Here is a 26,087-nt window from a genome sequence, read left to right on the forward strand (position 1 = left end):
CGTCGGGTCGGCGGTCGAGGGCGCCGCGGCCGCTCAGGCGTCGAAGTCACCGGCCTCGATGCGCTGGCGCGTCTGCGCGTACATCCGCTGGATGTACGCCTCGAGCTCGCTGACCTCGACGCGCCACTGCCCTCGGCCGCCCACCTGGATCGCGGGGAGCTCGCCGGATCGGACGAGCGCGTACGCCTGCGCCGCGGAGATGTTGAGCTCGTCCGTGACGTCGGCGAGGGTGAGGAACCGCTGGGCCATGGCGTCAGTCTGGCACGCGCGCGCCGCGCCTCGACGCTCGTCCACAGGCACCGCCACGGGTGGCGCAGACCGGGGATCATGAAGCCGCGGCACGGCTGACGTGCCGGACGACCAAGGGGGAGATCGATGACGACGACGAGGGAACGACCCGTGGGGGTCGAGCCGGCACCACGGCCCGCCGTGCGCCTGAGGCGACCTGGCTGGAAGGACCCGCGGCTCCTCGTGGGGATCGTGGTGGTCGCGCTCTCCGTGGCCCTCGGGTCGTGGGCCGTGAGCACCGCGAGCCGGACCGTCACCGTCTACGCGGCCGGGGCGGCGCTGACGCCCGGGACGACCGTGACCGCGGCGGACCTGCGGGCGGTCGAGGTGCGGCTCGGGACGCAGACGGACCGCTACCTCCTCGCGGCCGACGGGCTCCCGGACGAGGCCGTCGTCCTGCGCACCGTCGCCGCGGGCGAGCTGGTCCCCGCGTCGTCGCTCGGCGCGGCCGCCGACCTCGCGGTGCGCGCCGTCGCGGTCCCCGTGACGACGGGCCTCTCGGAGCGGATCGTCGCCGGGGCGGCGGTCGACGTCTGGTACGTCCCCGAGGCTCCCCCGACGGCCGGTGCCGAGCCGGGCACCGCCGCGGGGGACGAGCCACCGCAGCCCGAGCTGCTCGTCGAGGGCGTCACCGTCGCACAGGTCGACGAGGGCGAGGGGACGCTCGTCGTGGGCGGACCGACGACGGTCCACCTCCTGGTCGGCGTCGACGACCTCCCGGCCGTGCTCGCGGCGGTGGCCGGGGACGGGACGATCGCGCTCGTCCCGGTCGGGGCTGCGGGATGAGCGGCGCGACCACGGTCGCGACCGTCCTGTGCGCGGTCCGGGGCGCGCGCGAGGCCGAGGTGGTCACGACGCTCGCCGCTCCCGGGCTCCAGGTCACGCGGCGGTGCGCGGACGTCGTCGAGCTGCTCGCCGCGGCCGCGGCGGGTGCGGGCCGAGTCGCGGTCGTGTCGTGCGACCTGCCCGCGCTGGACCGGCAGGCGGTCGTGGACCTGCACGCCCACGACGTGCGGATCGTCGCGCTCGCCCCGGCCGGGACGTGGGAAGAGGGACGGGTGCGGGCCTACGGGGTCGATGCCGTCGTCGACCTGGACTCCGCGCCGGACGCGCTGTGCGACGTCGTCCGGGCCGTCCTGCCGCCGCGCGAGGCGGCCACGGGCGCACCCGGTGTCCCCCGGGGGGCCGTCGGCGCCGGCGCCGCCGACCCGGGGCGGGAGCCCCGCCTCGGGCGGACCGTCGCCGTGTGGGGCCCGACCGGCGCACCCGGTCGTACGACCGTGGCGACGAACCTCGCCGCCGAGCTCGCGGGACCGGCGCCCGTGCGGCGTGCTCGTCCGGCGCGCCGGGAGCGGCGCTCCGCGGACGTGGACGTCCCGGCCACCGTCCCCTCGGCGCCCGACGCGGAGGTCCTGCTCGTCGACGCGGACACCTACGGCGGGAGCGTCGCCCAGCGGCTCGGCCTGCTCGACGAGTCACCCGGACTGGCGGCGGCCGCCCGCAGCGCGGGTCAGGGCGCGCTCGACGGCGCGGGGCTGGTCGCGCTGGCGCCCACGGTCCTGCCACGCGTCCGGGTGCTGACGGGCCTGACCCGGGCGGGCCGGTGGCCGGAGGTGCCCGGGGCGTCGCTCGACGCCGTGTGGGAGGTCGGGCGGTCCGTCGCGGACTGGACGGTCGTCGACTGCGGCTTCGGGATCGAGCGGGACGAGCTCCTGACGTACGACACCCGCGCCCCGCAGCGCAACGACGCGACCTGGAGCGCGCTCGCGGCCGCGGACGTGGTGGTCGTCGTCGGCGCGGGGGATCCCGTCGGGCTCCAGCGTCTGGTCCGGGCGCTCGACGAGCTCGCCGAGACGGGCGCGTGCGTCGGCGCGGCGCGCGTCGTCGTGGTGAACCGCGTGCGCGCGAGCGTCGTCGGGCCCCGGCCCGAGCGAGCGGTGCGCGACGCGATGGCCCGCTACGCGAGCGTCGACGACCTGCACGTCGTCCCCGAGGACGCCGCCGTCGACCTCGGCCTCCGGGAGGGTCGGACGCTCGCGGAGTCGGCGCCCGCGAGCCCTGCCCGTCGCGCCCTGGCGCGGCTCGCCGTGCAGGTGCGGGAGGCGGCGCAGCCCGGGCGTGGTGCGGCGCACGGACTCGCGCTGGAGGCGGCACACTGAACCCATGCGCATCTACCTCCCCGCGACGCTCGACGAGCTCGACGCCGTCACCGTGACCGCCGACGCCGCCCGCTGGAGCGTCGCCCCGCGCGGCGCCCACGCCGTGACCGCCGCGCTGACGCGCGCGCTGCCCGACGAGGACGAGGAGGGCCTGGAGTACGCGGCCGCGCTCGAGGCGGCGGACGACTCGCTCGCGCTCGTCGCGGCGCGCCCGGACGCGCCGCGCCAGCGGCTCGTCGTGACGCTCGAGGTGCCCGACGGCGCGGTGCAGGTCGTGGGCGCCGACGACTCCGACGACGAGGACGCACCTGCGCCCAGCGCGGTCGAGGTCCTGCGGACCGTGCCCGACGTCGCGATCGTGTGCGTGCACGTCGACGAGCCCGAGGCCGTCGAGGACGTCGCGGCGGTGCTCGCCGCGGCCGACGACGACGGCCCGGGTGCCGACGCGGCGCTCGACGCCGCGATCGACCGGGTCAACGAGCGCGACCTGCTCTGGTACGACTGGTCCGAGCTCAAGGACGTGCCGCGCGGCTGACGGCTCCGCGGTGCGGGGCGGCCGGTCGGGAGCCAGGCGGTGCCCGACGGCGGTCCGCGTCAGCCGAGGCGGCCGAGCACCTCGTCGTGCAGCAGCCCGTTCGTCGCGACGGCGTTGCCGCCCCACGGGCCGTCGGCGCCGTCGAGCGACGTGAACCGGCCGCCGGCCTCGGTGACGATGGGCACGAGCGCGGCCATGTCGTAGAGCTCGAGCTCGGGCTCGGCGGCCGCGTCGGCGGCGCCCTCGGCGACGAGCATGTACGACCAGAAGTCGCCGTAGCCCCGCGTGCGCCACGCGCCGCGCAGGAGGTCGAGGAACGGCTCGAGCTTCCCGCGCTCCTCCCAGCCGTCGAGCGACGCGTAGGCGAACGAGGCGTCGGACCACGCCGAGACGCCCGACACCTGCAGCCGCGACGCGGCGGCGAGCGACTTGCCCGTCCACGCGCCGGTGCCCTTCGCCGCCCACCAGCGCCGGCCCAGCGCGGGTGCGGAGACGAGCCCGACGACGACCTCGTCGCCGTCGGCGAGCGCGATGAGCGTCGCCCACACGGGCACGCCGCGCACGAAGTTCTTGGTCCCGTCGATCGGGTCGATGATCCAGCGCCGCGCGCCGTGACCGGTCTCGCCGAACTCCTCGCCGACGATCGCGTCGCGACCGCGCGCCCGGCCGAGCTGGCCGCGGATGATCTCCTCGGCGGTGCGGTCGGCGTCGCTCACCGGCGTCGAGTCCGGCTTGGACTCGACGTGCAGGTCGAGCGCCTTGAAGCGCGACATCGTGTGCGCGTCGACCTGGTCGGCGATCACGTGGGCGAGGCGCAGGTCGTCGTCGTAGCCGCGCGTCGAGGGGGGCGTCATGGCTCACACCGTAGCGGTGCCCGCCCGGCGCGAGGGAGGCGCCGCGCGGGCCAGGGCTCAGGCCGCGCCGGTGCGCGAGGCGAGCACGCGGCGGAACGACTCGAGGCGCGCGGCGCGGGCCGCGCGCGTCTCGTCGTCGGGCGACGCCTCGACCCACTCGTCGAGCGCGCAGTCCGGGGCGTCGTCGAGGTGGGTGCACCCGCGTGGGCAGCCCGCGGCGACGGCGTCGAGGTCCTCGAACGCGCGCAGCAGGTGGTCGACCTGGACGTGCGCGAGGCCGAACGACCGCACGCCGGGGGTGTCGATGACCCATCCGCCGCCGGGCAGGCGCAGCGCGACGGCGGACGTGGACGTGTGCCTGCCGCGGCCCGTGACGTCGTTGACGTGACCGGTCGCGCGCTGCGCGTCCGGGACGAGCGCGTTGACGAGCGTCGACTTGCCGACGCCCGAGTGACCGACGAACACGGACGTGCGCCCGGCGAGCGCGTCGCGCACCGCGTCGAGCGGCTCGATCGCCCAGCCGTCGGGCGCGAGGCCGTCGGGCGCGCGGCGCGTCACGACGACGGACACCCTGAGCGGCTCGTACAGCGCGCGCAGCGGCTCCGGGTCGGCGAGGTCCGCCTTGGTGAGGCACAGCAGGACGTCCATGCCGGCGTCGTACGCAGCGACCACGCACCGGTCGATCATGCGCGTGCGCGGCTCGGGTTCCGCGAGCGCGGTGACGACGACGAGCTGGTCGGCGTTCGCGACGATGACCCGCTCGTAGGGGTCGGTGTCGTCGGCCGTGCGGCGCAGCACCGACGACCGGTCCTGGATACGCACGATCCGCGCGAGCGACCCGTCGTCGCCGGACACGTCCCCGACGAGGTCGACGCGGTCCCCGCACACGATGCGCGTGCGGCCGAGCTCGCGTGCCTTCATCGCGAGGACGGTGCGCTCGTCCTCGGCGCCGACGACCGTCTCGTCGTCCGTCCCGCCCACGAGCAGCGTGTACCGGCCCCGGTCCACGCCCGTGACGAACCCCGTCACCGCGTCCGCGTGCTCGGGCCGCTGCTTGGTGCGGGGGCGGCTGCCGTGCTTGCCGGGGCGCGCGCGGAAGTCGGACTCGTCCGGGACGCGGCGCGCCATCAGCGGGCCGCCGCTCCCGTGCCGGATCCGGACCTGCCCCCGAGCATGCGCTCCCACATCCCCGCGAACCCGGGCAGCGTCTTGGCGGTCGTCTCGACGTTCTCGACGCCGACCCCCGGGACGCGCAGGCCGATGACGGCCGCCGACGTCGCCATGCGGTGGTCGTGGTACGTGCGGAACAGCGCGCCGTGCAGGGGGCGCGGCGTGATGACGAGGCCGTCGCGCGTCTCCTCCGCCTGCCCGCCGAGGCGCGTGATCTCCGTCGCGAGCGCGGCGAGCCGGTCGGTCTCGTGCCCCCGCAGGTGGGCGATGCCGCGCAGGCGGCTGGGGGAGTCGGCGAGGGCGGCCAGCGCCGCGATCGTCGGCGCGAGCTCGCCGGCGGCGTGCAGGTCCACATCCACGCCGCGCACCTCGCCCGTGCCCGTCACGGACAGCACGTCGCCGTCCAGCGACGCGGTCGCGCCCATGGAATCGAGCAGCTCGGGGACCATGGCGCCCGGCTGGTTCGTCGCCGTCGGCCAGCCCGTGACGCGCACGGTGCCCCCCGCGACGAGCGCGGCGGCGAGGAAGGGGGCGGCGTTCGACAGGTCGGGCTCGACCTGCACGTCGCGCGCCGCGATCGGACCGGGCTCGACCCGCCAGATCGCGGGCCGGGAGTCGTCGACGACGACGCCGACCTCCCGCAGGACCTCCACCGTCATCTCGATGTGCGGCATGCTCGGCAGCGTGTGGCCGATGTGCCGCACCGTGAGGCCCTGGTCGTAGCGCGCGGCGGCGAGGAGGAGCCCCGAGACGAACTGGCTCGACGCCGACGCGTCGACGTCGACCGACCCGCCGCGCACCCGGCCGCGGCCGCGGATCGTGAAGGGGAGCGTCGTCGGCAGCCCGTCGCCGTCGCCCTCCACCGGGACGTCCAGCGCGCTGAGCGCGGCGAGGACCGGGCCCATGGGGCGCACGCGCGCGCCCTCGTCGCCGTCGAACCGGACCGTGCCGCCGGCGAGCGCCGCGAGCGGCGGGAGGAAGCGCATGACGGTGCCGGCCAGGCCGCAGTCCACCTCGACGGGTCCGCGCAGCGGACCGGGGGTCACGCGCAGCTCGCTGGGCGACGCGCCCTCCTCGACGCCGACGCCGAGCGTGCGCAGGGCGGCGATCATGAGGTCGGCGTCGCGGCTGCGCAGGGCGCCGCGCAGGGTCCCGGGCCCGTCGGCGAGCGCGGCGAGCACGAGCAGCCGGTTCGTCAGCGACTTCGAGCCCGGGACCTCGACCGTCGCGTCGAGCGGCCCGCCCGCCGTGGGCGCCGCCCAGCCCTCGTCGACGGCGGGGGGCACGGGCGCGGCGGAGGGCGAGGTCGTCATGGCCTCCAGGCTAGTGGAGGGACGGTGCCCGACGGCGGAGCGTCCCGCCGCGCGGTCACGTCACGACCGTGTCAGGCGACCTTCGCCCGGACCGCGGCCTCGGCGTCGTGCACGGCCCCCGCGGCGAGGGTCGCGGCGTGCTCCGCGGCCTGCTGGGCGGCCTTCGTCGCGCGTCGCGCCGAGCGTCCCGCCTCCTTGGCCGCGTGCTTCGCCGCGTTCTTCGTGGAGCGGCTCGCCTCCTTCGCCGCTCCCCGGGCCGAGGTCGAGACGTCCTTCACGGCCCCCTTCGCGCTCGCGACCACGGCCTCCTGCTTCGCCTGCTTGGCGAGCGCGAGGTCGTGCCGGGCCTTCTCGAGCCGCCACTGCACGCCCGGGCGGCCCTCGTAGTCCGCGCCCGCGATGAGCGCCGCACCGATCGCGCCGACGTTCGCGACGAACTTGCGCGTGCGCTCGGCGCGCGTCGCCTCGCCCGAGGTGAAGGGCTGGTTGACGACCGCGAGGGGCACCGTGAGCGCGGCGAGGGTCAGGGCGGCCGTGCGGGGGGCCTTGCCGACGGCGAGGAACAGCCCGGCGACGGCCGTCGCGGCGCCGTGGGCGCGCACGAGCGTCGCGACCTGCTTCTCGCTGAGCGGGGCCTCGATGCCGGCGCTCTTCTCGACGAGCTCGACGCCCGAGCGCGCGGCTCGCACGTGCTCGGCGGGCTTGAGCGCGGCCTGGAGCCCGTCGTAGACGAACCACGAGGCCAGCATGGGCCTCGCGAGGTGACGCAGCAGCATCGGTTCTCTCCTCATCGCCGGTGACTCGCCGGTGCCCGCCTCGGGCGTGCACCGGTCGGTCCCAGCCTGCCGCGACCGCCGGGACGGCGCCACCTGCGGCCCGTGAGGCACTCCTCACGTGTGCGCGTCAGAGCGCGCCGCCCGCGGCCTCCGGGGCGTCGGCCGACTCGCCGGCGTCGCCGATCGTCTCCCGCGCGACGAAGTTCTCGAGGTCGAACAGGTTGTCGCCCGCGCGCTGCGCGACGGTGAGCAGGGTGGTCGCGGAGGCGACCTCCTCCACCTGCTCCTTGAGGAACCACAGGAGGAACTGCTCGCCCAGGGCGTCGCCCTCCTCGCGCGCGGCGCGGAAGATCGCCTCGATCTGCGCGGTGACCTGCTTCTCCTGGTCGAGCGCGAGCCGCAGCGGCTCGACGACGTCCGCGAAGTCGTTGCGGACCGGGCCGGAGCCGGGGATCTCGACGGGCAGGTCCCGGTCGAGGTGGTACCGCACGATCATCATCGCGTGGTTGCGCTCCTCCACCGACTGCCGGTAGAAGTGCGCGGCGAGCTGCGGCAGGTCGTGGGCGTCGAACCACACGGCGATCGCGATGTACTGCTGGTGCGCGTCGAGCTCGTGCCCGACCTGCTCGCGCAGCAGGGTGAGGAAGCGGGACGGGGTCTGCGAGGTCGTCATGGCGCCACGCTAGCGACGCCGGGTGCGTCGCGCGCGGCGCACCGCGGGGCGCTCCGGGCCGCGGGAATGCGCGCGGGCACGTTCGGGTTGCACCACTCGTGACCGTCCTCCTCGAGACCCCCGCACCCGCCGCCCGGGCCGCATCGTCGACCCCCGAGGCGTCGACGGCGGACGCGGCGTTCGCCGCCGCGTGGTCGGCGCCGGTCACGTCACCGGACACCCAGACGAACAGGGGACTAGGCTCGTTGTTGATGACAGAGCGAATCTCCGGCAGCGACGTCTCCGGCAGCCCCGCGACGACGTCGGGAACGACGCCGGTCGAGGGCACGACGCTGCCCACGGACACGGACGCCGAGGACACCAACCGCGCGCCGCAGACCGAGAGCGACGCCGCGCGCGCCGCACGGTTCGAGCAGGACGCGCTCCAGTACCTCGACCAGCTGTACTCCGCGGCGCTGCGCATGACGCGCAACCCGTCGGACGCCGAGGACCTGGTGCAGGAGACGTTCGCGAAGGCGTTCGCGGCGTTCCACCAGTACCGGCCGGGCACGAACCTCAAGGCGTGGCTCTACCGCATCCTCACGAACACGTTCATCAACACGTACCGCAAGAAGCAGCGCGAGCCGCAGCAGGCCCAGACGGACGACGTCGAGGACTGGCAGATCGCGCGCGCGGCGTCGCACACGTCGCAGGGGCTGCGCTCGGCCGAGGCGGAGGCGCTCGACCGCCTGCCGGACTCGGACGTGAAGCGCGCGCTCCAGGAGCTGCCCGAGGACCGGCGCATGGTCGTGTACTACGCGGACGTCGAGGGCTTCCCGTACAAGGAGATCGCGGAGATCATGGGGACACCGATCGGCACGGTCATGTCCCGCCTGCACCGAGGCAGGCGCCAGCTGCGCGAGCTGCTGGCCGACTACGCCGTGAGGCGAGGACTGGTGGGGGCGAAGAGCCCCGGAGGTGAGTCGTGAGCACGTCAGAGAGCCGGATCCCGGGGCGCGGCCCGGTCGAGGAGTCGGTGACGCCCATCCCGCACTCGACGGCGGGCGAGTCGGAGTGCGAGCACGCGCTCACGCACCTCTACGAGTACCTCGACTCGGAGATGACGCCGGACGACGAGCTGCGCATGCGCGCGCACGTCGCGCACTGCTCGCCGTGCCTCGCCGAGCTGAGCGTCGAGGAGCTCGTCAAGCAGCTCGTGCGCCGCTCGTGCCACGAGAAGGCGCCCGCGGGGCTGCGGGAGCGCATCCACACGCAGCTCACCGTCATGGTCACGACGACGACGGTCGTCGAGAGCCGCTGAGCACCGTCCGCGGGGCACCTGCCCCGACGGACGGAGAACGAGAGAGGGCCCGTACCGACGTCGTCGGTACGGGCCCTCTCGTCGTCCCCCGTGGGGGCGCGCCGTCTCAGGCGTTGGGGCGCTTGCCGTGGTTCGCGGCGTTGCCCTTGCGGCTGCGACGCTTGCGTCCGCGCTTGCTCATGGTGTTCTCCTGACGATCGGGGGAGTCCCGCCGGTCCCGGCGGGTCAAGTCCGCCTCCCATCGTCCCACACGCGACCCCTTGCCAGGGTCGAGCACGCGATATATCGTGTCTGCCAGAACGAGATATATCGCGAGTGCCCACGAGCGTCGCCGTCGCGGCCGCGCGGGACGCGACCACGGACGGAGCCACGGATGACGCAGGAGAGCTGGACCGTCACGGGTCCGCAGGCCATCGACCTGGCGCACGTGCGGACGCTCGACGCGACCGTCATCGGCGGTCGCATCGACGTGGTCGCGCACGACGACCCGACGCGCACCGACACGCGCGTCGAGGTCCACTCGGTGGTCGGCCGCCCCCTGGAGGTGCGTCTCGAGGGGACCACGCTCCGGGTCGGCTACGGACCGTTCGTCGCGGGCTGGAAGGGCTTCCTCGAGCGCTTCCGCACCTACACCGGCAAGGACGCGGCGGACGTGCACGTCGCCGTGCCGGCGACGACGCAGGTCAAGGTCGCGACCGTGCAGGGGGAGGCCCTCGTCGCGGGCGTGCGCGACGGCGCCCGGCTCGCGACCGTCTCCGGTTCCGTGATGACGAGCCGCACGCACGGGGAGCTCCGTGTCGACACGGTCTCGGGCGAGGTCTCGGCGAGCGAGCACGACGGCCCGGTCCGGATGGACTCCGTGTCTGGCGGCCTCACGGCGACCGGCGCGCTGCACTCGCTCCGCCTCGAGTCGGTCTCGGGCTCCGTCACCGTCGACACGCGCACGACCCCGTCCGAGATCGTCGTGAGCGCGGTCTCCGCCGACGTGCTCGTGCGCCTGCCGGACCCCGACGCGATGGACTACGCGATCCGCTGCGTGAGCGGGCGCCTCCTCGTGGACGGCGCGGAGCAGCGCGGGACCGCGCGCTCGTTCCACCAGCCCGCGCGGTACGGGAAGGGTGCGCCGGTCCGGGTCTCCGCCGTCTCCGGCGACGTGACCGTCCTCCGGGGGGCTCCCGACGAGGCCCCGTGGGACGAGAGCCCGGTCGAGGACGCCCCGGCCGGCGCGGACGCCCCCGCGTGGGGGAGCCCGGGGGCCCCGGGAGCCGCGTCGTCGGGCGGGCCGGTGGACCGCTGATGGCCACCGTCTTCGCGCACGGCGAGCTCCGGCTCTACCTCCTCGCGCTCCTCGACACCGGGCCCAAGCACGGCTACGAGCTCATCACCGAGCTCTCGGAGCGCTTCGGCGGCACGTACCGGCCGAGCGCCGGGACCATCTACCCCCGGCTCGCGCGGCTCGAGGACGAGGGCCTCGTGCACCGCAGCGCCGACGGCCGCAAGACGACCTACGAGCTGACGCCCGCGGGGCGCGCGGAGATCGAGGCGCGTCGGGCCGACGTCGCCGCGCTGGAGCACGGCATCGCCGAGACGGTGCGCCAGCGCGCCGAGGCGCTGCGCGCCGACGTGCAGGGCTCGCTGAAGGGCCTGCGGGCCGAGCTCGCGGCCGCCGCGCAGACGGCGCGCGCCCGCCCGCGCGACGGCGGGCCGGACCCGCGACGCCGCGAGTCCTACGCGTGGCGCATGGAGGCCGAGGCGCTGCTCCAGCGCTTCCGCGAGGACGTGCGCGCCGACCTGCGTCGCGCCGACGCCGCGAGCGTCGTCTCGGAGCTCACGGTCGACACCCTGCGCACCGTGCTCGACAGCGCGCGCAAGGCCGTGCGAGCGACCCTGCCCTGACCGACGATCACGAGAACCCCTCGACGAACGCATCGCACCCCCGAACCAGAGAACCGAACGAGGAGAAGCGCATGAGCACCGAGTCCTGGGTCATCAACGCCCCCCAGACCGTCGACGTCGCCGACGTCCGGCGCGTCGTCGTCCAGCTCACCGACGGCGCGGTCGACGTCGTCGCCGACCCCGCGCGCGAGGCCGGGGCCCACCTCGACGTCAGCGAGGTGTCCGAGCGCCCGCTCCAGGTGAGCGTGCACGACGGCGAGCTGCGCGTCGGCTACGACTTCGCCGGCGTCGAGGGCCTCGTCGAGCGGGCCAAGGGCCTGCGAGACAAGGACCGCGCCGTCGTGCGGCTGACCGTCCCCGCGCACGTGCCGGTCAAGGTGACGACGGCGCGCGCCGCCGCGAGCGTCCTCGGCACGCAGGCGGACCTGTCCGTGACGACCGCGACGGGCGCCGTCCGCGTCCAGGGCGTGTCGGGCACGGCGTCGATCAAGACGGCGACCGGCGCCGTGGACGTCGGCGAGCACGTCGGCGACGTCCACGTGAGCACCGCGTCCGGTGCGGTCACGCTCGGCGGGACGCTCGGCCGCGTGTCCGTGAACACCGTGACGAGCGGCGTCGAGGTCGTCGCGCGCGAGAGCACCCCGCTCGTCGACGCGCGCACGGTCTCCGGCGACGTGGCCGTGCGCCTCGGCGCCGGGTCGCCGGTCAACCTCAAGGCCCGCAGCGTCACGGGCAAGGCCGTGCTCGACGGCGTCCGCCTGGACTCCGCCGCGCAGCGCACGACGTCGGTCGACCACGTCGACCAGCCCGGCGCCCGCGGCGCGTACGTCTCGGCGAACACCGTCTCGGGCGACCTCACGGTCTCGCGCGGCTGACGCCCGCGCGCCGACGGCCCGCCGTCCCGGGATGGCTCCCGGGACGACGGGCCGTCGTCGTGCGTGGGTGGTTCAGACCGTGTCGTCCGGCAGACCCAGCCAGGCGTGCCAGCCCGTGTGCAGCACGAGCCAGGCCATGAGCCCGTATCCGGCCTGGCCGGGGAAGCCGTTGCCGCTCTGCGCGAGGTCCGCGAGCCACTGCTCGTGCGTCACGAGCGGGCTGAACGTGTCCACGTACGGCACGCGGCGCCGGTTCGCGACGTCCGAGAACGCGTGCGAGAGCTCGGCGAGCCGCTCGGCGTCCTGCGCGTGCCCCGGCGGGGGCCCCACGACGAACGTCGGAAGGCGGTGCGACTCCGCGACGTCGAGCACGTTCGCGAGGTTGAGGCGCGAGCGCGCGACCGAGAGCCCCGCGTCGAGGTCGTGGCGGCCGAGGCCGATGACGAGGCGGTTGTCCACGTCCGGCTCCGGGGCGAACCGCCGCGCGGTCTCCGCCTCCCAGCGCTGGCTGAGCGCCGTCGTCGTCTCGCCGGGGATGGCGAGCGGGAACACGTACGCCGGCTGGGGGAAGCGCGTGCGCGCGACGACGCGCCCCGCCCACCCCAGGGCCTTCGCGTCGCCGACGCCGGCGCTCAGCTCGTCGCCGACGACGCAGATCCGTACCTCTCGACTCACCGCGTCTTCCACGGGCGCCATTCTCCCCGACGCGGGCGGCGCGGGTCGAAACGGGCTCGCGCGGACGGCGTGTCCAGCCGGACATAGGGGACGGACCGCCCGCGACGGGGGCTGGTCAGAGCAGCGTCGCGCCCCAGGTGACCTCGTGCGTGGCGCCCGGCTCGAGCCGCACGAGGCGCTCGCCGGTGCGGAACGCGTCCGCGATGCAGCTCATGGGTTCCGCCGCGACGCCGGACCGGCGGAACGCGACGTCCCCGACGTGGTCGCCCGTGCAGACCTGCCAGGTGTCCATCGAGCCGTCCATCCAGACGGCCGACGTGCGGCCGTCGGGAGCGGCGAGGCGCATCCAGGACAGGCCGTCGGCGTCGCGCAGCACGTCGACGTAGGCGTCGTCCAGGTCGACGCCCGCGAGCAGGCGCGGCTCGCGCAGGTCGTAGCTCCCCGCGGCGGGCTCGGTGCCCGTGGGCAGGAGCCGCTCGTCGGTCGTGACGCGCGTCGCGGCGTCGAGGCGCAGCGTGCACTCGTCGAGGTTCGCGCCGTCGGCGGACAGCCACGGGTGGAACCCGATGCCGTACGGCGCCGTCGCGGCGCCGACGTTCGTCGTGCGCACGTGGACGCGCAGCCCGGCGTCGTCGAGCGAGTAGGTCACGCGCGTGACGAGGTCGAACGGGTAGCCGGGCGACGGCGGCAGGTGCAGCTCGAGCGTCGCGGCGGACGCGTCGTGCTCGACGACGACCCAGCGCTGCCAGCACGCGAGCCCGTGCAGCGCGGTGCCGCGGTCGGGCTCCGACACGGGCACCTGGTACGCCGTGCCGTCCACCTCGTACGCGCCGTCGCGCAGGCGGTTGGGCCAGGGGAGCAGGACCGCGCCGTTGAACGCGGGCGCGACCTCGTCCTCCGGGAAGGACGTGAAGACGGGCCGGCCGCCGACCGTGTACTCGCGCACGGCCGCTCCCACCTCGGTGATCGTCGCTGCGTGCTCGCCGTGGGCGATGCGGACCTGGGTCCCCGAGGGGGCGTGGGTGTTCACGCTCACATACGGTACTCGGCGTGCGAGGGTGCGCGATGCGCTCTCGCCAGTCAGACTCGGTGCCCGGGTGTGTCTCCCGGCGTACCCGACGCAGCACGAGGAGGAACGATGGAACGACAGGTGCTCGGACGCACGGGACGGCTCGTCTCGGTCGTCGGACTGGGAACCTGGCAGCTCGGCGCCGACTGGGGCGACGTGAGCGAGGACGACGCGCGCGCCGTGCTCGACGCCTCCGCGGAGGCCGGCGTGACGTTCTTCGACACCGCGGACGTCTACGGCGACGGGCGCAGCGAGCAGATCATCGGCGGCTACCTCGCCGACAACCCGGGCCACGCGATCACGGTCGCGACGAAGATGGGTCGCCGCGAAGACCAGGACGCGGACAACTACACGCTCGCGAAGTTCCGCGAGTGGACCGACCGGTCGCGTCGCAACCTCCGGACGGACCGCCTCGACCTCGTCCAGCTCCACTGCCCCCCGACGGCGGTCTACTCGCGCGACGAGGTCTACGACGGCCTCGACACCCTCGTCGCCGAGGGCGCGATCGCGAGCTACGGCGTGAGCGTCGAGACGGTCGACGAGGCGCTCACCGCCATCGCGCGTCCCGGTGTCGCGACCGTGCAGATCATCCTCAACGCGTTCCGGCTCAAGCCCCTCGACGCGGTCCTGCCCGCGGCCTCCGCCGCCGGGGTGGGCGTCATCGCCCGCGTGCCGCTCGCGTCCGGCCTGCTGTCGGGGAAGTACACGAAGGACACGACCTTCGCGGCCGACGACCACCGCACCTACAACCGCGACGGGAGCGCGTTCGACGTCGGCGAGACGTTCTCGGGCGTCGACTTCGAGACCGGCGTCCAGGCGGCGGCCGAGTTCACCACGCTCGTGCACGACGTCGTCGGGCAGGACCTCACGCCCGCCCAGGTCGCGATCGCGTGGGTCTGGCAGCAGCCCGGTGTGTCGACCGTCATCCCCGGCGCGCGCAACGTCGAGCAGGCCCGCTCGAACGCCGCGGCGGGCGACGCGGACGTCCTCGGCCCGCTCTTCACCTCGGGCGTCCGAGAGATCTACGACGAGCACCTGCGCGCCACGATCCACGACCGCTGGTGACCCGCGAGATCGACCCGCACGTCGCCAGATCGACCCCCTGAGGGTCGATCTCGGACGCTCGGGTCGATCTCGCGGTGGCGGGGACGCCCGGGCGCGCCCGTGCCGCGCGCACCGACGACGAAGGCCCCCTCCGTGCGGAGGGGGCCTTCGTCGCGTCCAGGGCCGGGGCCCGGCGACGTCAGCGGGCGAACGCCTGCTCGAGCAGCACGGCCTGCTGGGCCTGGTGCTTCTTCGCCGTACCGGCGGCGGTCGAGGCCGACGCCGGGCGGGAGACGACGCTCACGCGCGGCAGGTCCTCCGGCAGGTTGATGTGCACGAACGACCAGGCGCCCTGGTTCTCCGGCTCGTCCTGGACCCACACGACCTCGGCGTCCGGGTACTTCGCGAGCTCGGCACGGATGCCGTCGACGTCGAGCGGGTAGAGCTGCTCGAGCCGGACGAGCGCCACGCCCTCGTCGCCGCGCTTGGTGCGCTCGGCGAGGAGGTCGTAGTAGACACGGCCCGTGCAGAGGAGCACGCGGTCGACCTTCGCCGGGTCGGCCGTCGCGTCCGCGATGACGGGCTGGAACGTGCCGGTCGTGAAGTCCTCGACGCTCGACGCGGCGGCCTTGAGACGCAGGAGCTGCTTCGGCGTGAACACGATGAGCGGACGACGCGGGCGGGCGTACGCCTGCTGGCGCAGCAGGTGGAAGTACGACGCGGGCGTCGACGGCTGCGCGACCGTCATGTTGTCCTCCGCGGCGAGCTGGAGGAAGCGCTCGATGCGCGCGGACGAGTGGTCCGGCCCCTGACCCTCGTAGCCGTGGGGGAGGAGCATGACGACCGAGGAGTACTGGCCCCACTTCTGCTCGGCGGACGAGATGAACTCGTCGATCACCGTCTGGGCGCCGTTGACGAAGTCGCCGAACTGCGCCTCCCACAGCACGAGCGCGTCGGGACGCTCGACCGAGTAGCCGTACTCGAACCCGAGCGCGGCGTACTCCGACAGCGACGAGTCGTAGACCCAGAACTTGGCCTGGTCCGCCGACAGGTACAGCAGCGGCGTCCACTCGGCGCCCGTCTCGCGGTCGTGGAGGACGGCGTGGCGCTGCACGAACGTGCCGCGGCGCGAGTCCTGCCCGGCGAGGCGCACGGGCGTGCCCTCGACGAGGAGCGAGCCGAACGCGGCGAGCTCGCCGAAGCCCCAGTCGATGCCGCCCTCGACGGACATCTGCCGACGCTTCTCGAGGAGCTGCGCGAGCTTCGGGTGGACGGTGAAGCCCTCCGGCGGCGCGACGTGCACCTGGCCGACGCGCTCGAGGACCGAGCGGTCGATCGACGTCTTCCAGCCGACCATCGTGCCGGCGTCCTCCAGCTGGGACTCCGGGCGCTCGAGACCGGCGACCGGCTCGCGGTCCGCCGCGGGCGTGAACCCGCCCTCCTTGGTCTCCGTGAAGACGCGCTCGAGCTGGGCCTGGTAGTCCTGGAGGACGTGCTCGGCCTCCTCGAGCGTGATGTCACCGCGCGCGACGAGGTTCTCGGTGTAGAGCTTGCGCACCGAGCGCTTCGCCTCGATGAGGTTGTACATGAGCGGCTGCGTCATCGAGGGGTCGTCGCCCTCGTTGTGACCGCGGCGGCGGTAGCAGATCATGTCGATGATCACGTCGCGGTCGAACTGCTCGCGGAACGCGAAGGCGAGCTCCGCGACGCGCACGCAGGCCTCGGGGTCGTCCCCGTTCACGTGGAAGATCGGGACCTGGTAGCCCTTGGCGACGTCCGTCGCGTACGTCGTCGAGCGCGACGACGACGGGCCCGTGGTGAAGCCGACCTGGTTGTTGATGATGACGTGCACGGTGCCGCCCGTGCGGTACCCGCGCAGCTGCGCGAGGTTGAGCACCTCGGGCACGACGCCCTGGCCCGCGAAGGCCGCGTCGCCGTGGATGAGGATCGGCAGGACGGAGAACCCGTCGCCGCCCAGGTCGATGCGGTCCTGCTTGGCGCGCACGATGCCCTCGAGCACCGGGTCGACGGCCTCGAGGTGCGACGGGTTCGCCGCGAGGTAGACCTTCGTCGTCGCACCGGTCTCGGCGGTGAAGACGCCCTCGGTGCCGAGGTGGTACTTCACGTCGCCCGAGCCCTGCACGCTCTTCGGGTCGAGGTTGCCCTCGAACTCCGCGAAGATCTGCGCGTAGCTCTTGCCCGCGATGTTGGCGAGCACGTTGAGCCGCCCGCGGTGCGCCATGCCGATGCCGACCTCGTCGAGGCCGTTCTCCGCGGCCTTCGACAGGATCGCGTCGAGCAGCGGGATGAGTGCCTCGCCACCCTCGAGCGAGAAGCGCTTCTGCCCGACGAACTTCGTCTGCAGGAACGTCTCGAACGCCTCGGCCGAGTTCAGGCGGCGCAGGATGCGGAGCTGGTCCTCGCGCGGTGTGCGGGCGTAGCCCGACTCGAGCCGCTCCTGGAGCCACTTGCGCTGCGTGCGGTCGGCCAGGTGCATGTACTCGACGCCGACGGTGCGGCAGTAGGAGTCGCGCAGCAGGCCGAGGATGTCGCGCAGGGACGACCGGGTCCGGCCGCCGAAGCCGCCCGTGGGGAACGTGCGGTCGAGGTCCCACAGCGTCATGCCGTGGTTCTGGATGTCCAGGTCGCCGTGCTTGCGCTGGCGGTACGCGAGCGGGTCGGTGTCCGCCATGAGGTGGCCGCGCGAGCGGTAGGAGTGGATGAGCTCCGCGATCTTCGCGGGCTTGGCCGCCTCGATCTCCGCGTCCGTCGTGTTGTCGCGGACCCAGCGCACCGGCTCGTAGGGGATGCGCAGCGCCGCGAAGACGCGGTCGTAGAAGCCGTCCTCGCCGAGGAGCTTCTGCGACAGGATGCGCAGGAACTCGCCCGACTGGGCGCCCTGGATGATGCGGTGGTCGTAGGTCGACGTGATCGTCAGGACCTTCGAGATGCCCAGGCGCGCGAGGCGCTCGGTGGACGCGCCCGCGAACTCCGCGGGGTAGTCCATCGCGCCGACGCCGATGATCGTGCCCTGGCCGGCCATGAGGCGCGGGACCGAGTGCACGGTGCCGATGCCGCCGGGGTTGGTCAGCGAGATCGTCGTGCCGGCGAAGTCGTCGACGCCGAGCTTGCCGCCGCGCGCCCGGCGCACGAGGTCCTCGTAGGCCGCCCAGAACTGGGCGAAGTCCATCGTCTCGGCCTTCTTGATGCTCGGCACGAGGAGCTGGCGCGAGCCGTCCGGCTTGGCGAGGTCGATCGCGAGACCGAAGTTGACGTGCGCCGGCTGGTTCACCGCCGGCTTGCCGTCGAGCTGCGTGTAGCTCGCGTTCATGACCGGCATGTCCGCCAGCGCCTCGACGAGCGCGAACCCGATGAGGTGCGTGAACGAGATCTTGCCGCCGCGGCCGCGCGCGAGGTGGTTGTTGATGACGATCCGGTTGTCGACCATGAGCTTGGCCGGCACCGCGCGCACCGACGTCGCCGTCGGCACCTGGATGCTGGCCTCCATGTTCGTCACGACGCGCGCCGCGGGGCCGCGGAGCTTCTGCACGTCGTCCGCGACGGTCTCCGCCTCGGCCGTCGGGGCGCCGGCGACCTTGCGGGCCGGGACCTGCGCGTACGGCGCGGTCGCGGGCTGGGCCGTCGCGACGGGGCGCGTCGCCCGGACCGCCTCGGCGGCGGCGTTGACCGCGGGGTCGGCCGGGAGCTTGGGGGGCTTGACGCGCTGCGCCGCCTCGGCGGCGGCGGAGCCGTCCGTCACGGCGGCGGGGACGGCCGGCGCGGCGGGGGCCGCCGGTGCCGCGGGGGACCCGTTCACAGGCTTCGACGGCGCGCCGGCCGTCGTCGTGGCCTGCTCGGCACGCTCCGCCGGACGGTAGTCCTCGAAGAAGTCCCACCACGCGGGGTCCACCGCGTTCTTGTCCAGGAGGTACTGCTCGTACAGCTCGTCGACCAGCCACTCGTTCGCTCCGAACACGGAGCTTGCGTCGCTGATCGCCTCTGACTCAGCCTTCGGGGACACGCGAGGATCGCCCACTTTCACACACAGGTCGCTGTCGGTCACAGTCTGAGAGCAGACGCGTGGCGGCACGCGCGAGGCGTGGGCGCCCGACGTCGGCGCAGACTCGTCCGGATTCCGGACCACTCCAGCCTAGGCCCTCGACGGCGGCCCAGGGGGCTGCGCGGGACGTTCGCGCGCGGCCTGTTCGCGGGTTCTTCACGCCGCGTCTGGGCCAGGCAAACATGACCCCACGCGGACCTCGTCGGACGGCAAGATCGCGGAATTCCAGGCCATCGCGAGGTATCCGGGTCACGCGGTGTGATGGATCTCACTCGGCGTCGCTCGCCGGTGACCGCGCTGTCGAGGACGGGCTCAGCGCGTGGTCGGGTCCTCGGCACCCGGGTCACCGAGCAGGTCGGGCTCGACGGGGTGGCCGTGCGCCGGAAGGGTGACGCGCATCGTCGCGCCGCTGCGGGAGTCCGCGACCTCGATCCGCCCGCCGTGCAGGTCGATCGCCCACCGGACGATCGCCAGGCCGATGCCCGTCCCGCCCGTCGAGCCGCCCGTCGTCGTGTGCGTGCCCGTCGCGCTGGCCCGCGCGAAGCGCTCGAAGATGCGCTCGCGGTCCTCCTTCGCGATCCCCGGGCCCTCGTCCACGATCTCGAGCACGACGTCGTCGTCCACGGGGTACGCCTCGAGCCGGATCTCGCCCCCCTGGGGAGAGTGCCGGATCGCGTTCTGGAGGAGGTTCGTCACGACCTGGTGCAGTCGCTCGCGGTCCGCCTCGAGCACCAGGTCGGGCGGCGTGACGTCGACGACGTACCGCAGCTGCTTCCCGGCCTCCACCATCGACACGGCCTCGGCGTTCTCCTCGAGGAAGTCGCCCACGTCGATCTCGGTGATGTTGAGGGCCGCCGCGCCGGCCTCGATGCGCGACAGGTCCAGGAGGTAGGAGACGAGGCGCGTGAGGCGCTCCGTCTGCGCCAGGGCCATCTCCATGGTCGCGGGCGTCGGCTGCGTGACGCCGTCGACGACGTTCTCGAGCTGCGCCTGGAGCGCCGCGATGGGCGTCCGCAGCTCGTGCGACACGTTCGCGATGAGCTCGCGGCGCACCTGGTCGCTCGTCGCGAGGTCCTCCGCCATGACGTTGAACGCGACGGCGAGCTGGCCCACCTCGTCGCGGCTCGTCGCCCGCACGCGTCGCGTGTAGTCGCCGTCGGCCATGGCGCGTGCCGCCGCCGTCATCTCGCGCAGCGGCGACGTCATCCCGCGCGCGAGGAGCTGGGTGAGCAGCAGCGACAGGACGATCGCGAGCGGGAACGTGCGCGACGGCCCGAGCTGGTTCTGGAGCCCGATCCAGGTGATGAGGACCGCGAGCGTGACCGTCGCGGCCACGAGCACGCCGAGCTTGATCTTCAACGAGCGGAAGGAGTCGAGCGGCCGGACGTCGGGCAGGTGCGGGCGGATCGTGTGCGCACGGTGCACGCCGTTCCGCGCCGGAGCGCTCGTCGCGCCGCCCGGGCCCCGGCCCGCGCCGTCCGCCGGGTCGGCAGGGTCAGCGGGGTGGGGGGTCATCCTGCGGGCGGCTCGAACGCGTATCCGACGCCGTGCACCGTGCGGATGAGGTCGGCCCCGAGCTTGCGGCGCAGCGCCTTGATGTGCGAGTCGACGGTGCGCGTCCCGCTCGCGTCGGCCCAGTCCCACACCTCCGCGAGGAGCCGCTCGCGCGTGAGCACCGTCTTGGGCGAGCTCGCCAGCATGACGAGGAGCTCGAACTCGGTGGGCGTGAGGTGGACCTCCTCGCCCGCGCGGTAGACGCGGCGCTGGGCCTTGTCGATCGTCACGTCGCCCACCGTCATGGGCGGGTCGGTCGGGGCGGCGCTCGCGGCCTGCGTGGCGCGGTCGACCCGGCGCAGCAGCGCCTTGATGCGCGCGACGAGCTCGCGCATCGAGAAGGGCTTCGTCATGTAGTCGTCGGCACCCACGCCGAGCCCGATGAGCATGTCGGTCTCGTCGTCGCGCGCGGTGAGCATGAGGATCGGCACGGGCTGCTCGGCCTGGATGCGCCGGGTCACCTCGAGGCCGTCGATGCCGGGCAGCATGACGTCGAGCACGATGACGTCCGGGCGCAGCCGCGTCGCGGCGTCGACACCCGAGAGCCCGTCGCGCGCGACCTCGACGCGCCAGCCCTCCGCGCTCAGGCGCTGCGCGATCGCGGTCGCGATCGCGGGCTCGTCCTCGACGACGAGGACCGTCGCCGCCTGCTGCGGCGTGCCGCCGGCCAGCGGTGCCGTCGTGGGCACGGGCCCGCGGCCCGGGACGGGACCGGCGCCCGCGCCGGTCGGTGATGCGCTCGCTGCCCTCGGATCTGCCATGGGATACAGCGTGGCACACGTCGGCCCAGGTCGGCCGGATTTCGCCGTCGCCCGGCACCCGGGCGGCGCACGGCCGGGCGGCCCGGCGGGAGCGGGCGCTAGCATCGTCGGCACGATGAAGAGCACCTCTCGATATCGGTGGAGCACCTCGTGGTAGGCGACTGGGTCATGGTCGCGCTCGGGGTGCTCCTCACCGCAGGCACCGCCGTCTTCGTGGCCAGCGAGTTCTCCCTGGTCACCCTCGACCCCGCCGTCCTCCCCGCGGGCGACGACCCCGACCAGGAGGGCGACAGACGCGGCTCCCCGCCGTCGGGCCGGGAGGCCCGTGCCGACCGCCGCGACCGCAGCGTCCGGGCCGGTCTCAAGCACCTGTCGACCGAGCTGTCGTCCGCGCAGGTCGGCATCACGCTCACGACGATCCTCCTCGGCTACACGGCGCAGCCGGCGCTGCTCTCGCTGTTCGGCGCCGGGCTGGGCGCCACGGCGCTCGGGCAGGCGGCGTCCGCCGTCCTCGCCGGCGTCCTCGCGCTCCTCGTCGTGAACTTCGTCTCGATGCTCTTCGGTGAGCTCATCCCCAAGAACTTCGCCCTGAGCGCGCCCTACGCGACGGCCCGGCAGGTCGTGCCGGTGCAGCGCCAGTTCACCAAGCTGTTCCGGCCCGTGATCGCCGTCCTCAACGGCTCTGCCAACGCGATCCTGCGCCGGGTGGGCGTCGAGCCGCGCGAGGAGCTGTCCGGTGCGCGCTCGGCGTCGGAGCTCGCGGCGCTCGTGCGCCGCTCGGCCCAGGAGGGCACGCTCGACGTCTCCGTCGCGACGCTCCTCACCAACTCGATCGAGCTCGACGAGCTGAGTGCCGTCGACGTCATGACGGACCGCATGCGGATGGTCGTGGTGGACCGTGACGCCACGGCTGCGGACGTCGTCGACGCCGCGCGGCGGACCGGGCACTCCCGGTTCCCCGTGATCGGCGAGGACCGGGACGACGTCGTCGGCCTGGTCCACCTGCGCCGCGCGGTCGCCGTCCCGTACGAGCGTCGCGACGAGGTCCCGGCGGCGGCGCTCATGGTCGAGGCGCCCCGGGTGCCCGAGACGGTGCGGCTGGGCCCGCTGCTCGTCGAGCTGCGCGGGTTCGGGCTCCAGATGGCGGTCGTGGTGGACGAGTACGGCGGCACCTCGGGCGTCGTGACGCTCGAGGACGTCGTCGAGGAGCTCGTGGGCGACGTGGCGGACGAGCACGACCCCCGCCGCTCCGGCGCGGCCCGGCGCGCGGACGGCTCCTGGCTGGTCCCCGGCGTCATGCGGCCCGACGAGCTCACCGAGGTCACCGGCCTCCGTGTGCCCGAGGACGGTGCGTACGAGACGCTCGGCGGCCTCGTCATGGCACGGCTGGGGCGCGTGCCCGTGCCGGGCGACGAGGTCGTCGCGGGCGACGCGCGCGACCGCGTCGTGCTGCGCGTGGAGGCGATGGAGGGCCGGCGGGTCGAGCGGCTCTCGGTCCGGGCGACCCCGGTGGAGGTGGAGTCGTGAGCTCGACCACCGCGCTCCTCGTCGCCGTCCTGCTGCTCGCGGGCAACGCGTTCTTCGTCGGTGCCGAGTTCGCCGTCATCTCCGCGCGCCGCTCGGCGATCGAGCCGCTCGCCGCGCAGGGGAACCGCCGGGCGCAGACCGTCCTGTGGGCGATGGAGAACGTGTCCCTCATGCTCGCGTGCGCCCAGCTCGGGGTGACGGTCTGCTCCACGGGCCTCGGCGTCGTCGCGGAGCCCGCGCTCGCGCACCTCATCGAGGACCCGCTGCACGCGCTCGGCGTGAGCACGTCCCTCGCCCACCCGATCGCGTTCGTCGTCGCGCTCGCGATCGTCGTCTACCTGCACGTGGTGCTGGGGGAGATGGTCCCGAAGAACCTCGCCGTCGCCGGTCCCGAGACGGCGGTCATGTGGTTCGGGCCGCCGCTCGTGTGGATCGGGCGCGTCCTGCGCCCGGTCATCGTCGCGCTCAACTGGCTCGCGAACCACGCCGTCCGGGCGACGGGGGTCGAGCCCAAGGACGAGGTCGCCTCCGCGTTCACCGCGGAGGAGGTCCAGTCGATCGTCGAGCACTCCCAGGCGGAGGGCGTGCTCCGGGACGAGCAGGGCCTGCTCTCGGGGGCGATCGAGTTCTCCGAGCGCACCGCGCAGGACGTCATGGTGCCGGTCGCCGACCTCGTCACGGTGACCGAGGGCTGCACGCCCGAGGAGGTCGAGCGCCTCGTCGCCAAGACCGGGTTCTCGCGGTTCGCCGTCGCCGACGCCTCGGGCGAGCTCGTGGGCTACCTCCACGTCAAGGACGTGCTCTACGCGGACGAGACGACGCGCTCGGCGCCGGTCCCGTCCTGGCGCGTGCGGGCGCTCGCGACCGCCGCCCCGGGCGACGAGGTCGAGGACGCGCTCCGGGCGATGCAGCGCTCGGGCGCGCACCTGGCACGCGTCGACGCGCCCGAGGGCGGCGGCGCCCTCGGCGTCGTGTTCCTCGAAGACATCCTCGAGGAACTCGTCGGGGAGGTGCGCGACGCCATGCAGCGTCGTCACTGACGAGCGTTCCGGGTGCCGAGACAGGGCCTGAGCAGGGGACTTGGCATCGTCGGAGTGCTTCGTTACTGTTCCGTGATTGATCGGTCGTCGGTGGCCCGAGAGCCACCCCGAAGGGTGAGAGGCAGGTGGCGGGTGGAGTCGCAGCGGACCGACGCACCCGCCCTCGAGTCCCGACGGGCACGGCGCGAGGCGGAGCAGGGCTCCCGTCGTCGTCGCCCCCAGGCGCAGGTCTCCAGCCAGCACCGCTGGATGCCGCGCATCGCCGTCCTCGGAACCCTCGCCGCCGCGACGATCGCGATGCCCCTCTCCGCCGGCGCGGACGACGGCCTCGGCACCGGGTCCCCCTTCGAGCCCGAGACGCGACCGCTGGGCCCGAGCGCGCTCGACCTCGCGACCGCCGGGTCGACGGCGCCCGCGGTCTCCCAGAGCGTCGCGGCCGCACCGCGCGTCGAGGTGCGGCGCGAGGCCGCATCCCGGTCCGCCGCGCGCGACCCGCTCCCCGGCTGCGACCCCACGGTCCGCCCCGCGGGCACCAACGGCAAGCTCGACGAGCACGCGCTGTGCGAGCTCTGGCAGGCTGGCGAGCACCTGCGGCCCGACGCGGCCGTCTCGCTGTCGGCCATGAACGAGGCCTTCCGGGCGACGTTCGGTCGCGACCTGTGCCTCGTCTCGTCGTACCGCACGCTCTCGACGCAGGTCTCGCTCAAGTCCTCCCGCGGCGCGTTCGCCGCACCTCCCGGTTGGTCCATGCACGGGTGGGGCCTCGCGATCGACCTCTGCTCGGTCGAGACCGGCTCGCGCGAGGTCTATGCGTGGATCAACCAGAACGGTGCCACCTACGGCTGGGCCAACCCCGCCTGGGCCAAGCGCGGCGGCAGCGGCGCCTACGAGCCGTGGCACTTCGAGTTCGTCCAGGGCGTCGAGGAGATCCAGAGCTCCTGACGCGCGGCCCGTCGCCCACCGCCGTGGCCCTCGTCGCCGTATCGTCGGAACCGTGGCCGACCTGCTCCTCGCCGCGGTCGTCCTGCGCCGTCCCGAGCACGCGCTCGCCGCGCAGGTGCTGAGCCTCGCGCTCTCCGGCCTCGTCCGGGTGGAGCCGACGGCGCCCGGGCCGCCCCCGGCTCTCGTCCTCCTCGACCCGGTCCCCGGCTCCGAACGCGAGCGAGTCGCCCTCTCCGCGGTGTTCGGCGACGACGCCGGTCCGGGGGCGCGCGTCGTGCTCGACCCCGCCGACGACCGCCTGCGTGCCCGGGTGCGCGCTGCGGCGCGCGACGTCGTGCGTGGCGCGCGGCGCGACGGCTACCTCGAGCCAGGGCGGGCGCGCCACCTCACGGAGAAGGGCGAGGCCGTGCGGGCCGAGCTCGTCGCGCTGGAGGACGCGGTCGAGCGGGAGGTCGCGGACGCCCGCGCGCACGACCACGCGCGCGAGCACGTCTCGTCCGGCGCGCTCCCGTGGGCCGTGCTGTTCGGGCACGAGCCGGGGTGGGTGCCGGTCGACCGCCGGACGGTCCGGTTCGACGTCGCCGCCGTCTGCGCGGCGGCCGACGCGCTGCGCTGACGGCCTGACGGTCTACGGCTCCGAGAGCCGCTCGTTGCGGCCGAAGTCCTGGAGGAACCGCGGTCCCGACTCCGCGAGCTCGGCCTCGAACTCGTCGCGCCACGAACCGTAGGGCCGGCTGGCCAGGGCGTCGTTGGAGAAGCGCGGGTCGTCGGTGAGCTCCGTGACGCAGAAGGCGGGGATCTGGAGGTCCGTGACGGGTCCGGTGCGCTCGCACTCCGCGACGACGAGCGGGTGGTTCGCCCCGCCGAACACGTCGACGACCCAGCCGTCCGTCCCGACCCACACCGAGTACCGGGTCTTGACGACGCGCGCACCGCCGCGCCGGATCATCTGCACGCCGACCGCGACGTCGACCTCGCGCTCCGCCTCGTACCGCGTGCCGCCCGCCATGGGCCCCTTCACGGTGAGCGTGCACAGGTCGACGGCGGGCGCGAACCGGTCGAGCAGGCGCACCGGGTCCGTCTCCGCGTCCATCGTGGCGTCCACCGTCGGCACCTTAGCGCGCAGCCGCAGCGCGTAGCCCTCGTCCGCCAGGTAGTAGCTCTGCACGATGAGCGCCGGGGCGTCGCGCAGGTCCTCGGGCAGGTCGCGCACGAGGAACCGGCGCTCGAACTCGAAGTCCCCGTAGCCGCCGTCGGTCATGGCCCCACCGTAGCGGGCGCGCGGGACGGGTGCGGGACGCGGGCGAGGTCGAGGGGTCCGGAGACGACGCGAGCCCGGCCGCCGGAGGCGGGCCGGGCTCGTCGGAGCGGAGCAGGGTGCCCTCGATAGGATTCGAACCTACGACCTTCTGCTCCGGAGGCAGACGCTCTATCCACTGAGCTACGAGGGCGAGCGCCGACGGTGTCCGCCGACGCGATGCACGAGACTACCAGCACGTCCGGGGTGCGCGGGCCCGGTGGTGCCACGCCGGTCGATCCCCGGCCCGCCGGCGCGCCGGAGAGCCCGCGAGCACCG

Annotated in this window: 26 protein-coding genes and 1 tRNA gene; 13 read left to right on the forward strand and 14 right to left on the reverse strand. The window is 74.3% G+C overall.

The window, feature by feature from the left end:
• Window positions 1–33: 33 nt before the first annotated feature.
• Window positions 34–249 carry a helix-turn-helix domain-containing protein gene (locus A0J59_RS00370; protein ID WP_047232140.1) on the reverse strand — a complete coding sequence of 72 codons (216 nt, stop codon included), beginning with the start codon at window positions 247–249 and terminating at the stop codon, window positions 34–36.
• A gap of 126 nt (window positions 250–375) precedes the next feature.
• Between A0J59_RS00370 and A0J59_RS00375 the strand changes: the two genes are divergently transcribed.
• Genes A0J59_RS00375 through A0J59_RS00385 form a run of 3 tightly spaced genes read left to right on the forward strand, consistent with a single transcriptional unit; the run spans window position 376 to window position 2,982 of the window.
• Window positions 376–1,074 (forward strand): hypothetical protein, encoded by a 699-nt coding sequence (locus A0J59_RS00375; RefSeq protein ID WP_064314868.1) that lies wholly within the window; start codon window positions 376–378, stop codon window positions 1,072–1,074.
• Complete coding sequence (locus tag A0J59_RS00380; protein ID WP_064314869.1) at window positions 1,071–2,447, forward strand: hypothetical protein; 1,377 nt, start codon at window positions 1,071–1,073, stop codon at window positions 2,445–2,447. Before A0J59_RS00375 ends, A0J59_RS00380 begins: the two co-directional genes overlap by 4 nt.
• 4 nt (window positions 2,448–2,451) lie before the next feature.
• Window positions 2,452–2,982 (forward strand): hypothetical protein, encoded by a 531-nt coding sequence (locus A0J59_RS00385; protein WP_047232143.1) that lies wholly within the window; start codon window positions 2,452–2,454, stop codon window positions 2,980–2,982.
• Window positions 2,983–3,041: 59 nt separating this feature from the next.
• On the opposite strand, the gene hisN is transcribed toward A0J59_RS00385, so the two are convergent.
• The 5 genes from hisN to A0J59_RS00410 form a co-directional block, all read right to left on the reverse strand.
• Complete coding sequence (gene hisN / locus A0J59_RS00390) at window positions 3,042–3,836, reverse strand: histidinol-phosphatase (RefSeq protein ID WP_064314870.1); 795 nt, start codon at window positions 3,834–3,836, stop codon at window positions 3,042–3,044.
• Between the two features lie 57 nt (window positions 3,837–3,893).
• Window positions 3,894–4,964 (reverse strand): ribosome small subunit-dependent GTPase A, encoded by a 1,071-nt coding sequence (rsgA, locus tag A0J59_RS00395; protein ID WP_064314871.1) that lies wholly within the window; start codon window positions 4,962–4,964, stop codon window positions 3,894–3,896.
• Window positions 4,964–6,319: a 3-phosphoshikimate 1-carboxyvinyltransferase gene (gene aroA / locus A0J59_RS00400; protein ID WP_064314872.1), complete on the reverse strand. Its 1,356-nt coding sequence runs from the start codon at window positions 6,317–6,319 to the stop codon at window positions 4,964–4,966. The genes rsgA and aroA overlap by 1 nt, the downstream gene beginning before the upstream one ends.
• Window positions 6,320–6,390: 71 nt before the next feature.
• Complete coding sequence (locus A0J59_RS00405; protein ID WP_064314873.1) at window positions 6,391–7,095, reverse strand: DoxX family membrane protein; 705 nt, start codon at window positions 7,093–7,095, stop codon at window positions 6,391–6,393.
• Between the two features lie 127 nt (window positions 7,096–7,222).
• Entirely contained in the window at window positions 7,223–7,768 is a 546-nt protein-coding gene (locus tag A0J59_RS00410; RefSeq protein WP_047232147.1) for a ferritin, read from the reverse strand.
• Between the two features lie 251 nt (window positions 7,769–8,019).
• Here A0J59_RS00410 and A0J59_RS00415 point away from each other — a divergent pair, with 251 nt between their 5' ends.
• Both A0J59_RS00415 and rsrA read left to right on the forward strand, forming a co-directional pair.
• Window positions 8,020–8,736, forward strand: coding sequence for a sigma-70 family RNA polymerase sigma factor (locus tag A0J59_RS00415; protein ID WP_047232220.1), 717 nt, complete (start codon window positions 8,020–8,022; stop codon window positions 8,734–8,736).
• Window positions 8,733–9,068 carry a mycothiol system anti-sigma-R factor gene (rsrA, locus tag A0J59_RS00420; protein ID WP_231581754.1) on the forward strand — a complete coding sequence of 112 codons (336 nt, stop codon included), beginning with the start codon at window positions 8,733–8,735 and terminating at the stop codon, window positions 9,066–9,068. Before A0J59_RS00415 ends, rsrA begins: the two co-directional genes overlap by 4 nt.
• Before the next feature lie 106 nt (window positions 9,069–9,174).
• Here rsrA and A0J59_RS22590 read toward each other — a convergent pair whose 3' ends face one another.
• Complete coding sequence (locus A0J59_RS22590; RefSeq protein ID WP_099052597.1) at window positions 9,175–9,249, reverse strand: 50S ribosomal protein bL37; 75 nt, start codon at window positions 9,247–9,249, stop codon at window positions 9,175–9,177.
• A gap of 192 nt (window positions 9,250–9,441) precedes the next feature.
• Between A0J59_RS22590 and A0J59_RS00425 the strand changes: the two genes are divergently transcribed.
• The 3 genes from A0J59_RS00425 (at window position 9,442) to A0J59_RS00435 (ending at window position 11,839) form a co-directional block, all read left to right on the forward strand.
• Window positions 9,442–10,365, forward strand: a complete 924-nt coding sequence (locus A0J59_RS00425; protein ID WP_047232148.1) for a DUF4097 family beta strand repeat-containing protein — start codon at window positions 9,442–9,444, stop codon at window positions 10,363–10,365.
• Window positions 10,365–10,964 carry a PadR family transcriptional regulator gene (locus tag A0J59_RS00430; RefSeq protein ID WP_047232222.1) on the forward strand — a complete coding sequence of 200 codons (600 nt, stop codon included), beginning with the start codon at window positions 10,365–10,367 and terminating at the stop codon, window positions 10,962–10,964. The genes A0J59_RS00425 and A0J59_RS00430 overlap by 1 nt, the downstream gene beginning before the upstream one ends.
• A 71-nt stretch (window positions 10,965–11,035) precedes the next feature.
• Window positions 11,036–11,839 carry a hypothetical protein gene (locus A0J59_RS00435; protein WP_064314874.1) on the forward strand — a complete coding sequence of 268 codons (804 nt, stop codon included), beginning with the start codon at window positions 11,036–11,038 and terminating at the stop codon, window positions 11,837–11,839.
• A 72-nt stretch (window positions 11,840–11,911) separates the two neighbouring features.
• On the opposite strand, the gene A0J59_RS00440 is transcribed toward A0J59_RS00435, so the two are convergent.
• Together A0J59_RS00440 and A0J59_RS00445 are read right to left on the reverse strand one after the other, a co-directional pair.
• Window positions 11,912–12,535: a GDSL-type esterase/lipase family protein gene (locus tag A0J59_RS00440; RefSeq protein ID WP_047232150.1), complete on the reverse strand. Its 624-nt coding sequence runs from the start codon at window positions 12,533–12,535 to the stop codon at window positions 11,912–11,914.
• A 94-nt stretch (window positions 12,536–12,629) separates the two neighbouring features.
• A complete protein-coding gene (locus tag A0J59_RS00445) occupies window positions 12,630–13,544 on the reverse strand; it encodes an aldose 1-epimerase family protein (RefSeq protein WP_064314875.1) in 915 nt (304 codons plus the stop codon).
• Window positions 13,545–13,652: 108 nt separating this feature from the next.
• Here A0J59_RS00445 and A0J59_RS00450 point away from each other — a divergent pair, with 108 nt between their 5' ends.
• Window positions 13,653–14,648 (forward strand): aldo/keto reductase, encoded by a 996-nt coding sequence (locus A0J59_RS00450; protein ID WP_047232151.1) that lies wholly within the window; start codon window positions 13,653–13,655, stop codon window positions 14,646–14,648.
• A gap of 178 nt (window positions 14,649–14,826) precedes the next feature.
• On the opposite strand, the gene A0J59_RS00455 is transcribed toward A0J59_RS00450, so the two are convergent.
• From A0J59_RS00455 to A0J59_RS00465, 3 genes are all read right to left on the reverse strand, one after another.
• Window positions 14,827–18,603, reverse strand: coding sequence for a multifunctional oxoglutarate decarboxylase/oxoglutarate dehydrogenase thiamine pyrophosphate-binding subunit/dihydrolipoyllysine-residue succinyltransferase subunit (locus A0J59_RS00455; RefSeq protein ID WP_255364849.1), 3,777 nt, complete (start codon window positions 18,601–18,603; stop codon window positions 14,827–14,829).
• A gap of 396 nt (window positions 18,604–18,999) precedes the next feature.
• On the reverse strand, window positions 19,000–20,202 hold the full coding sequence (locus A0J59_RS00460) for a cell wall metabolism sensor histidine kinase WalK (RefSeq protein ID WP_082918618.1): 1,203 nt from the start codon (window positions 20,200–20,202) through the stop codon (window positions 19,000–19,002).
• Entirely contained in the window at window positions 20,199–21,002 is an 804-nt protein-coding gene (locus A0J59_RS00465) for a response regulator transcription factor (protein ID WP_231581757.1), read from the reverse strand. The genes A0J59_RS00460 and A0J59_RS00465 overlap by 4 nt, the downstream gene beginning before the upstream one ends.
• Before the next feature lie 150 nt (window positions 21,003–21,152).
• Here A0J59_RS00465 and A0J59_RS00470 point away from each other — a divergent pair, with 150 nt between their 5' ends.
• From A0J59_RS00470 to A0J59_RS00485, 4 genes are all read left to right on the forward strand, one after another.
• A complete protein-coding gene (locus tag A0J59_RS00470) occupies window positions 21,153–22,529 on the forward strand; it encodes a hemolysin family protein (protein WP_047232226.1) in 1,377 nt (458 codons plus the stop codon).
• Window positions 22,526–23,569 (forward strand): hemolysin family protein, encoded by a 1,044-nt coding sequence (locus A0J59_RS00475; protein ID WP_047232153.1) that lies wholly within the window; start codon window positions 22,526–22,528, stop codon window positions 23,567–23,569. Before A0J59_RS00470 ends, A0J59_RS00475 begins: the two co-directional genes overlap by 4 nt.
• Before the next feature lie 132 nt (window positions 23,570–23,701).
• The gene (locus tag A0J59_RS00480; RefSeq protein WP_047232154.1) at window positions 23,702–24,511 is read left to right on the forward strand and encodes a D-alanyl-D-alanine carboxypeptidase family protein; all 810 of its coding nucleotides are present in this window, start codon (window positions 23,702–23,704) and stop codon (window positions 24,509–24,511) included.
• 52 nt (window positions 24,512–24,563) lie between these two features.
• Window positions 24,564–25,127: a hypothetical protein gene (locus A0J59_RS00485; protein ID WP_064314877.1), complete on the forward strand. Its 564-nt coding sequence runs from the start codon at window positions 24,564–24,566 to the stop codon at window positions 25,125–25,127.
• Between the two features lie 12 nt (window positions 25,128–25,139).
• Here A0J59_RS00485 and A0J59_RS00490 read toward each other — a convergent pair whose 3' ends face one another.
• Together A0J59_RS00490 and A0J59_RS00495 are read right to left on the reverse strand one after the other, a co-directional pair.
• A complete protein-coding gene (locus A0J59_RS00490; protein ID WP_053370015.1) occupies window positions 25,140–25,772 on the reverse strand; it encodes a CYTH domain-containing protein in 633 nt (210 codons plus the stop codon).
• A gap of 117 nt (window positions 25,773–25,889) precedes the next feature.
• Window positions 25,890–25,962: transfer RNA gene (locus A0J59_RS00495), tRNA-Arg, on the reverse strand.
• Window positions 25,963–26,087 lie beyond the last annotated feature (125 nt).

The organism is Cellulosimicrobium sp. I38E, assembly GCF_001647255.1.
Lineage (GTDB): Bacteria > Actinomycetota > Actinomycetes > Actinomycetales > Cellulomonadaceae > Cellulosimicrobium > Cellulosimicrobium cellulans_E.

Excerpts from the sequence above, each read along its gene's own strand:
- A0J59_RS00370 (WP_047232140.1), bottom strand. The coding sequence starts at position 249 with ATGGCCCAGCGGTTCCTCACCCTCGCCGACGTCACGGACGAGCTCAAC.
- A0J59_RS00375 (WP_064314868.1), top strand. The coding sequence starts at position 376 with ATGACGACGACGAGGGAACGACCCGTGGGGGTCGAGCCGGCACCACGG.
- A0J59_RS00380 (WP_064314869.1), top strand. The coding sequence starts at position 1,071 with ATGAGCGGCGCGACCACGGTCGCGACCGTCCTGTGCGCGGTCCGGGGC.
- A0J59_RS00385 (WP_047232143.1), top strand. The coding sequence starts at position 2,452 with ATGCGCATCTACCTCCCCGCGACGCTCGACGAGCTCGACGCCGTCACC.
- hisN (WP_064314870.1), bottom strand. The coding sequence starts at position 3,836 with ATGACGCCCCCCTCGACGCGCGGCTACGACGACGACCTGCGCCTCGCC.
- rsgA (WP_064314871.1), bottom strand. The coding sequence starts at position 4,964 with ATGGCGCGCCGCGTCCCGGACGAGTCCGACTTCCGCGCGCGCCCCGGC.
- aroA (WP_064314872.1), bottom strand. The coding sequence starts at position 6,319 with ATGACGACCTCGCCCTCCGCCGCGCCCGTGCCCCCCGCCGTCGACGAG.
- A0J59_RS00405 (WP_064314873.1), bottom strand. The coding sequence starts at position 7,095 with ATGCTGCTGCGTCACCTCGCGAGGCCCATGCTGGCCTCGTGGTTCGTC.
- A0J59_RS00410 (WP_047232147.1), bottom strand. The coding sequence starts at position 7,768 with ATGACGACCTCGCAGACCCCGTCCCGCTTCCTCACCCTGCTGCGCGAG.
- A0J59_RS00415 (WP_047232220.1), top strand. The coding sequence starts at position 8,020 with ATGACAGAGCGAATCTCCGGCAGCGACGTCTCCGGCAGCCCCGCGACG.
- A0J59_RS00425 (WP_047232148.1), top strand. The coding sequence starts at position 9,442 with ATGACGCAGGAGAGCTGGACCGTCACGGGTCCGCAGGCCATCGACCTG.
- A0J59_RS00430 (WP_047232222.1), top strand. The coding sequence starts at position 10,365 with ATGGCCACCGTCTTCGCGCACGGCGAGCTCCGGCTCTACCTCCTCGCG.
- A0J59_RS00435 (WP_064314874.1), top strand. The coding sequence starts at position 11,036 with ATGAGCACCGAGTCCTGGGTCATCAACGCCCCCCAGACCGTCGACGTC.
- A0J59_RS00440 (WP_047232150.1), bottom strand. The coding sequence starts at position 12,535 with ATGGCGCCCGTGGAAGACGCGGTGAGTCGAGAGGTACGGATCTGCGTC.
- A0J59_RS00450 (WP_047232151.1), top strand. The coding sequence starts at position 13,653 with ATGGAACGACAGGTGCTCGGACGCACGGGACGGCTCGTCTCGGTCGTC.
- A0J59_RS00460 (WP_082918618.1), bottom strand. The coding sequence starts at position 20,202 with ATGACCCCCCACCCCGCTGACCCTGCCGACCCGGCGGACGGCGCGGGC.
- A0J59_RS00465 (WP_231581757.1), bottom strand. The coding sequence starts at position 21,002 with ATGGCAGATCCGAGGGCAGCGAGCGCATCACCGACCGGCGCGGGCGCC.
- A0J59_RS00490 (WP_053370015.1), bottom strand. The coding sequence starts at position 25,772 with ATGACCGACGGCGGCTACGGGGACTTCGAGTTCGAGCGCCGGTTCCTC.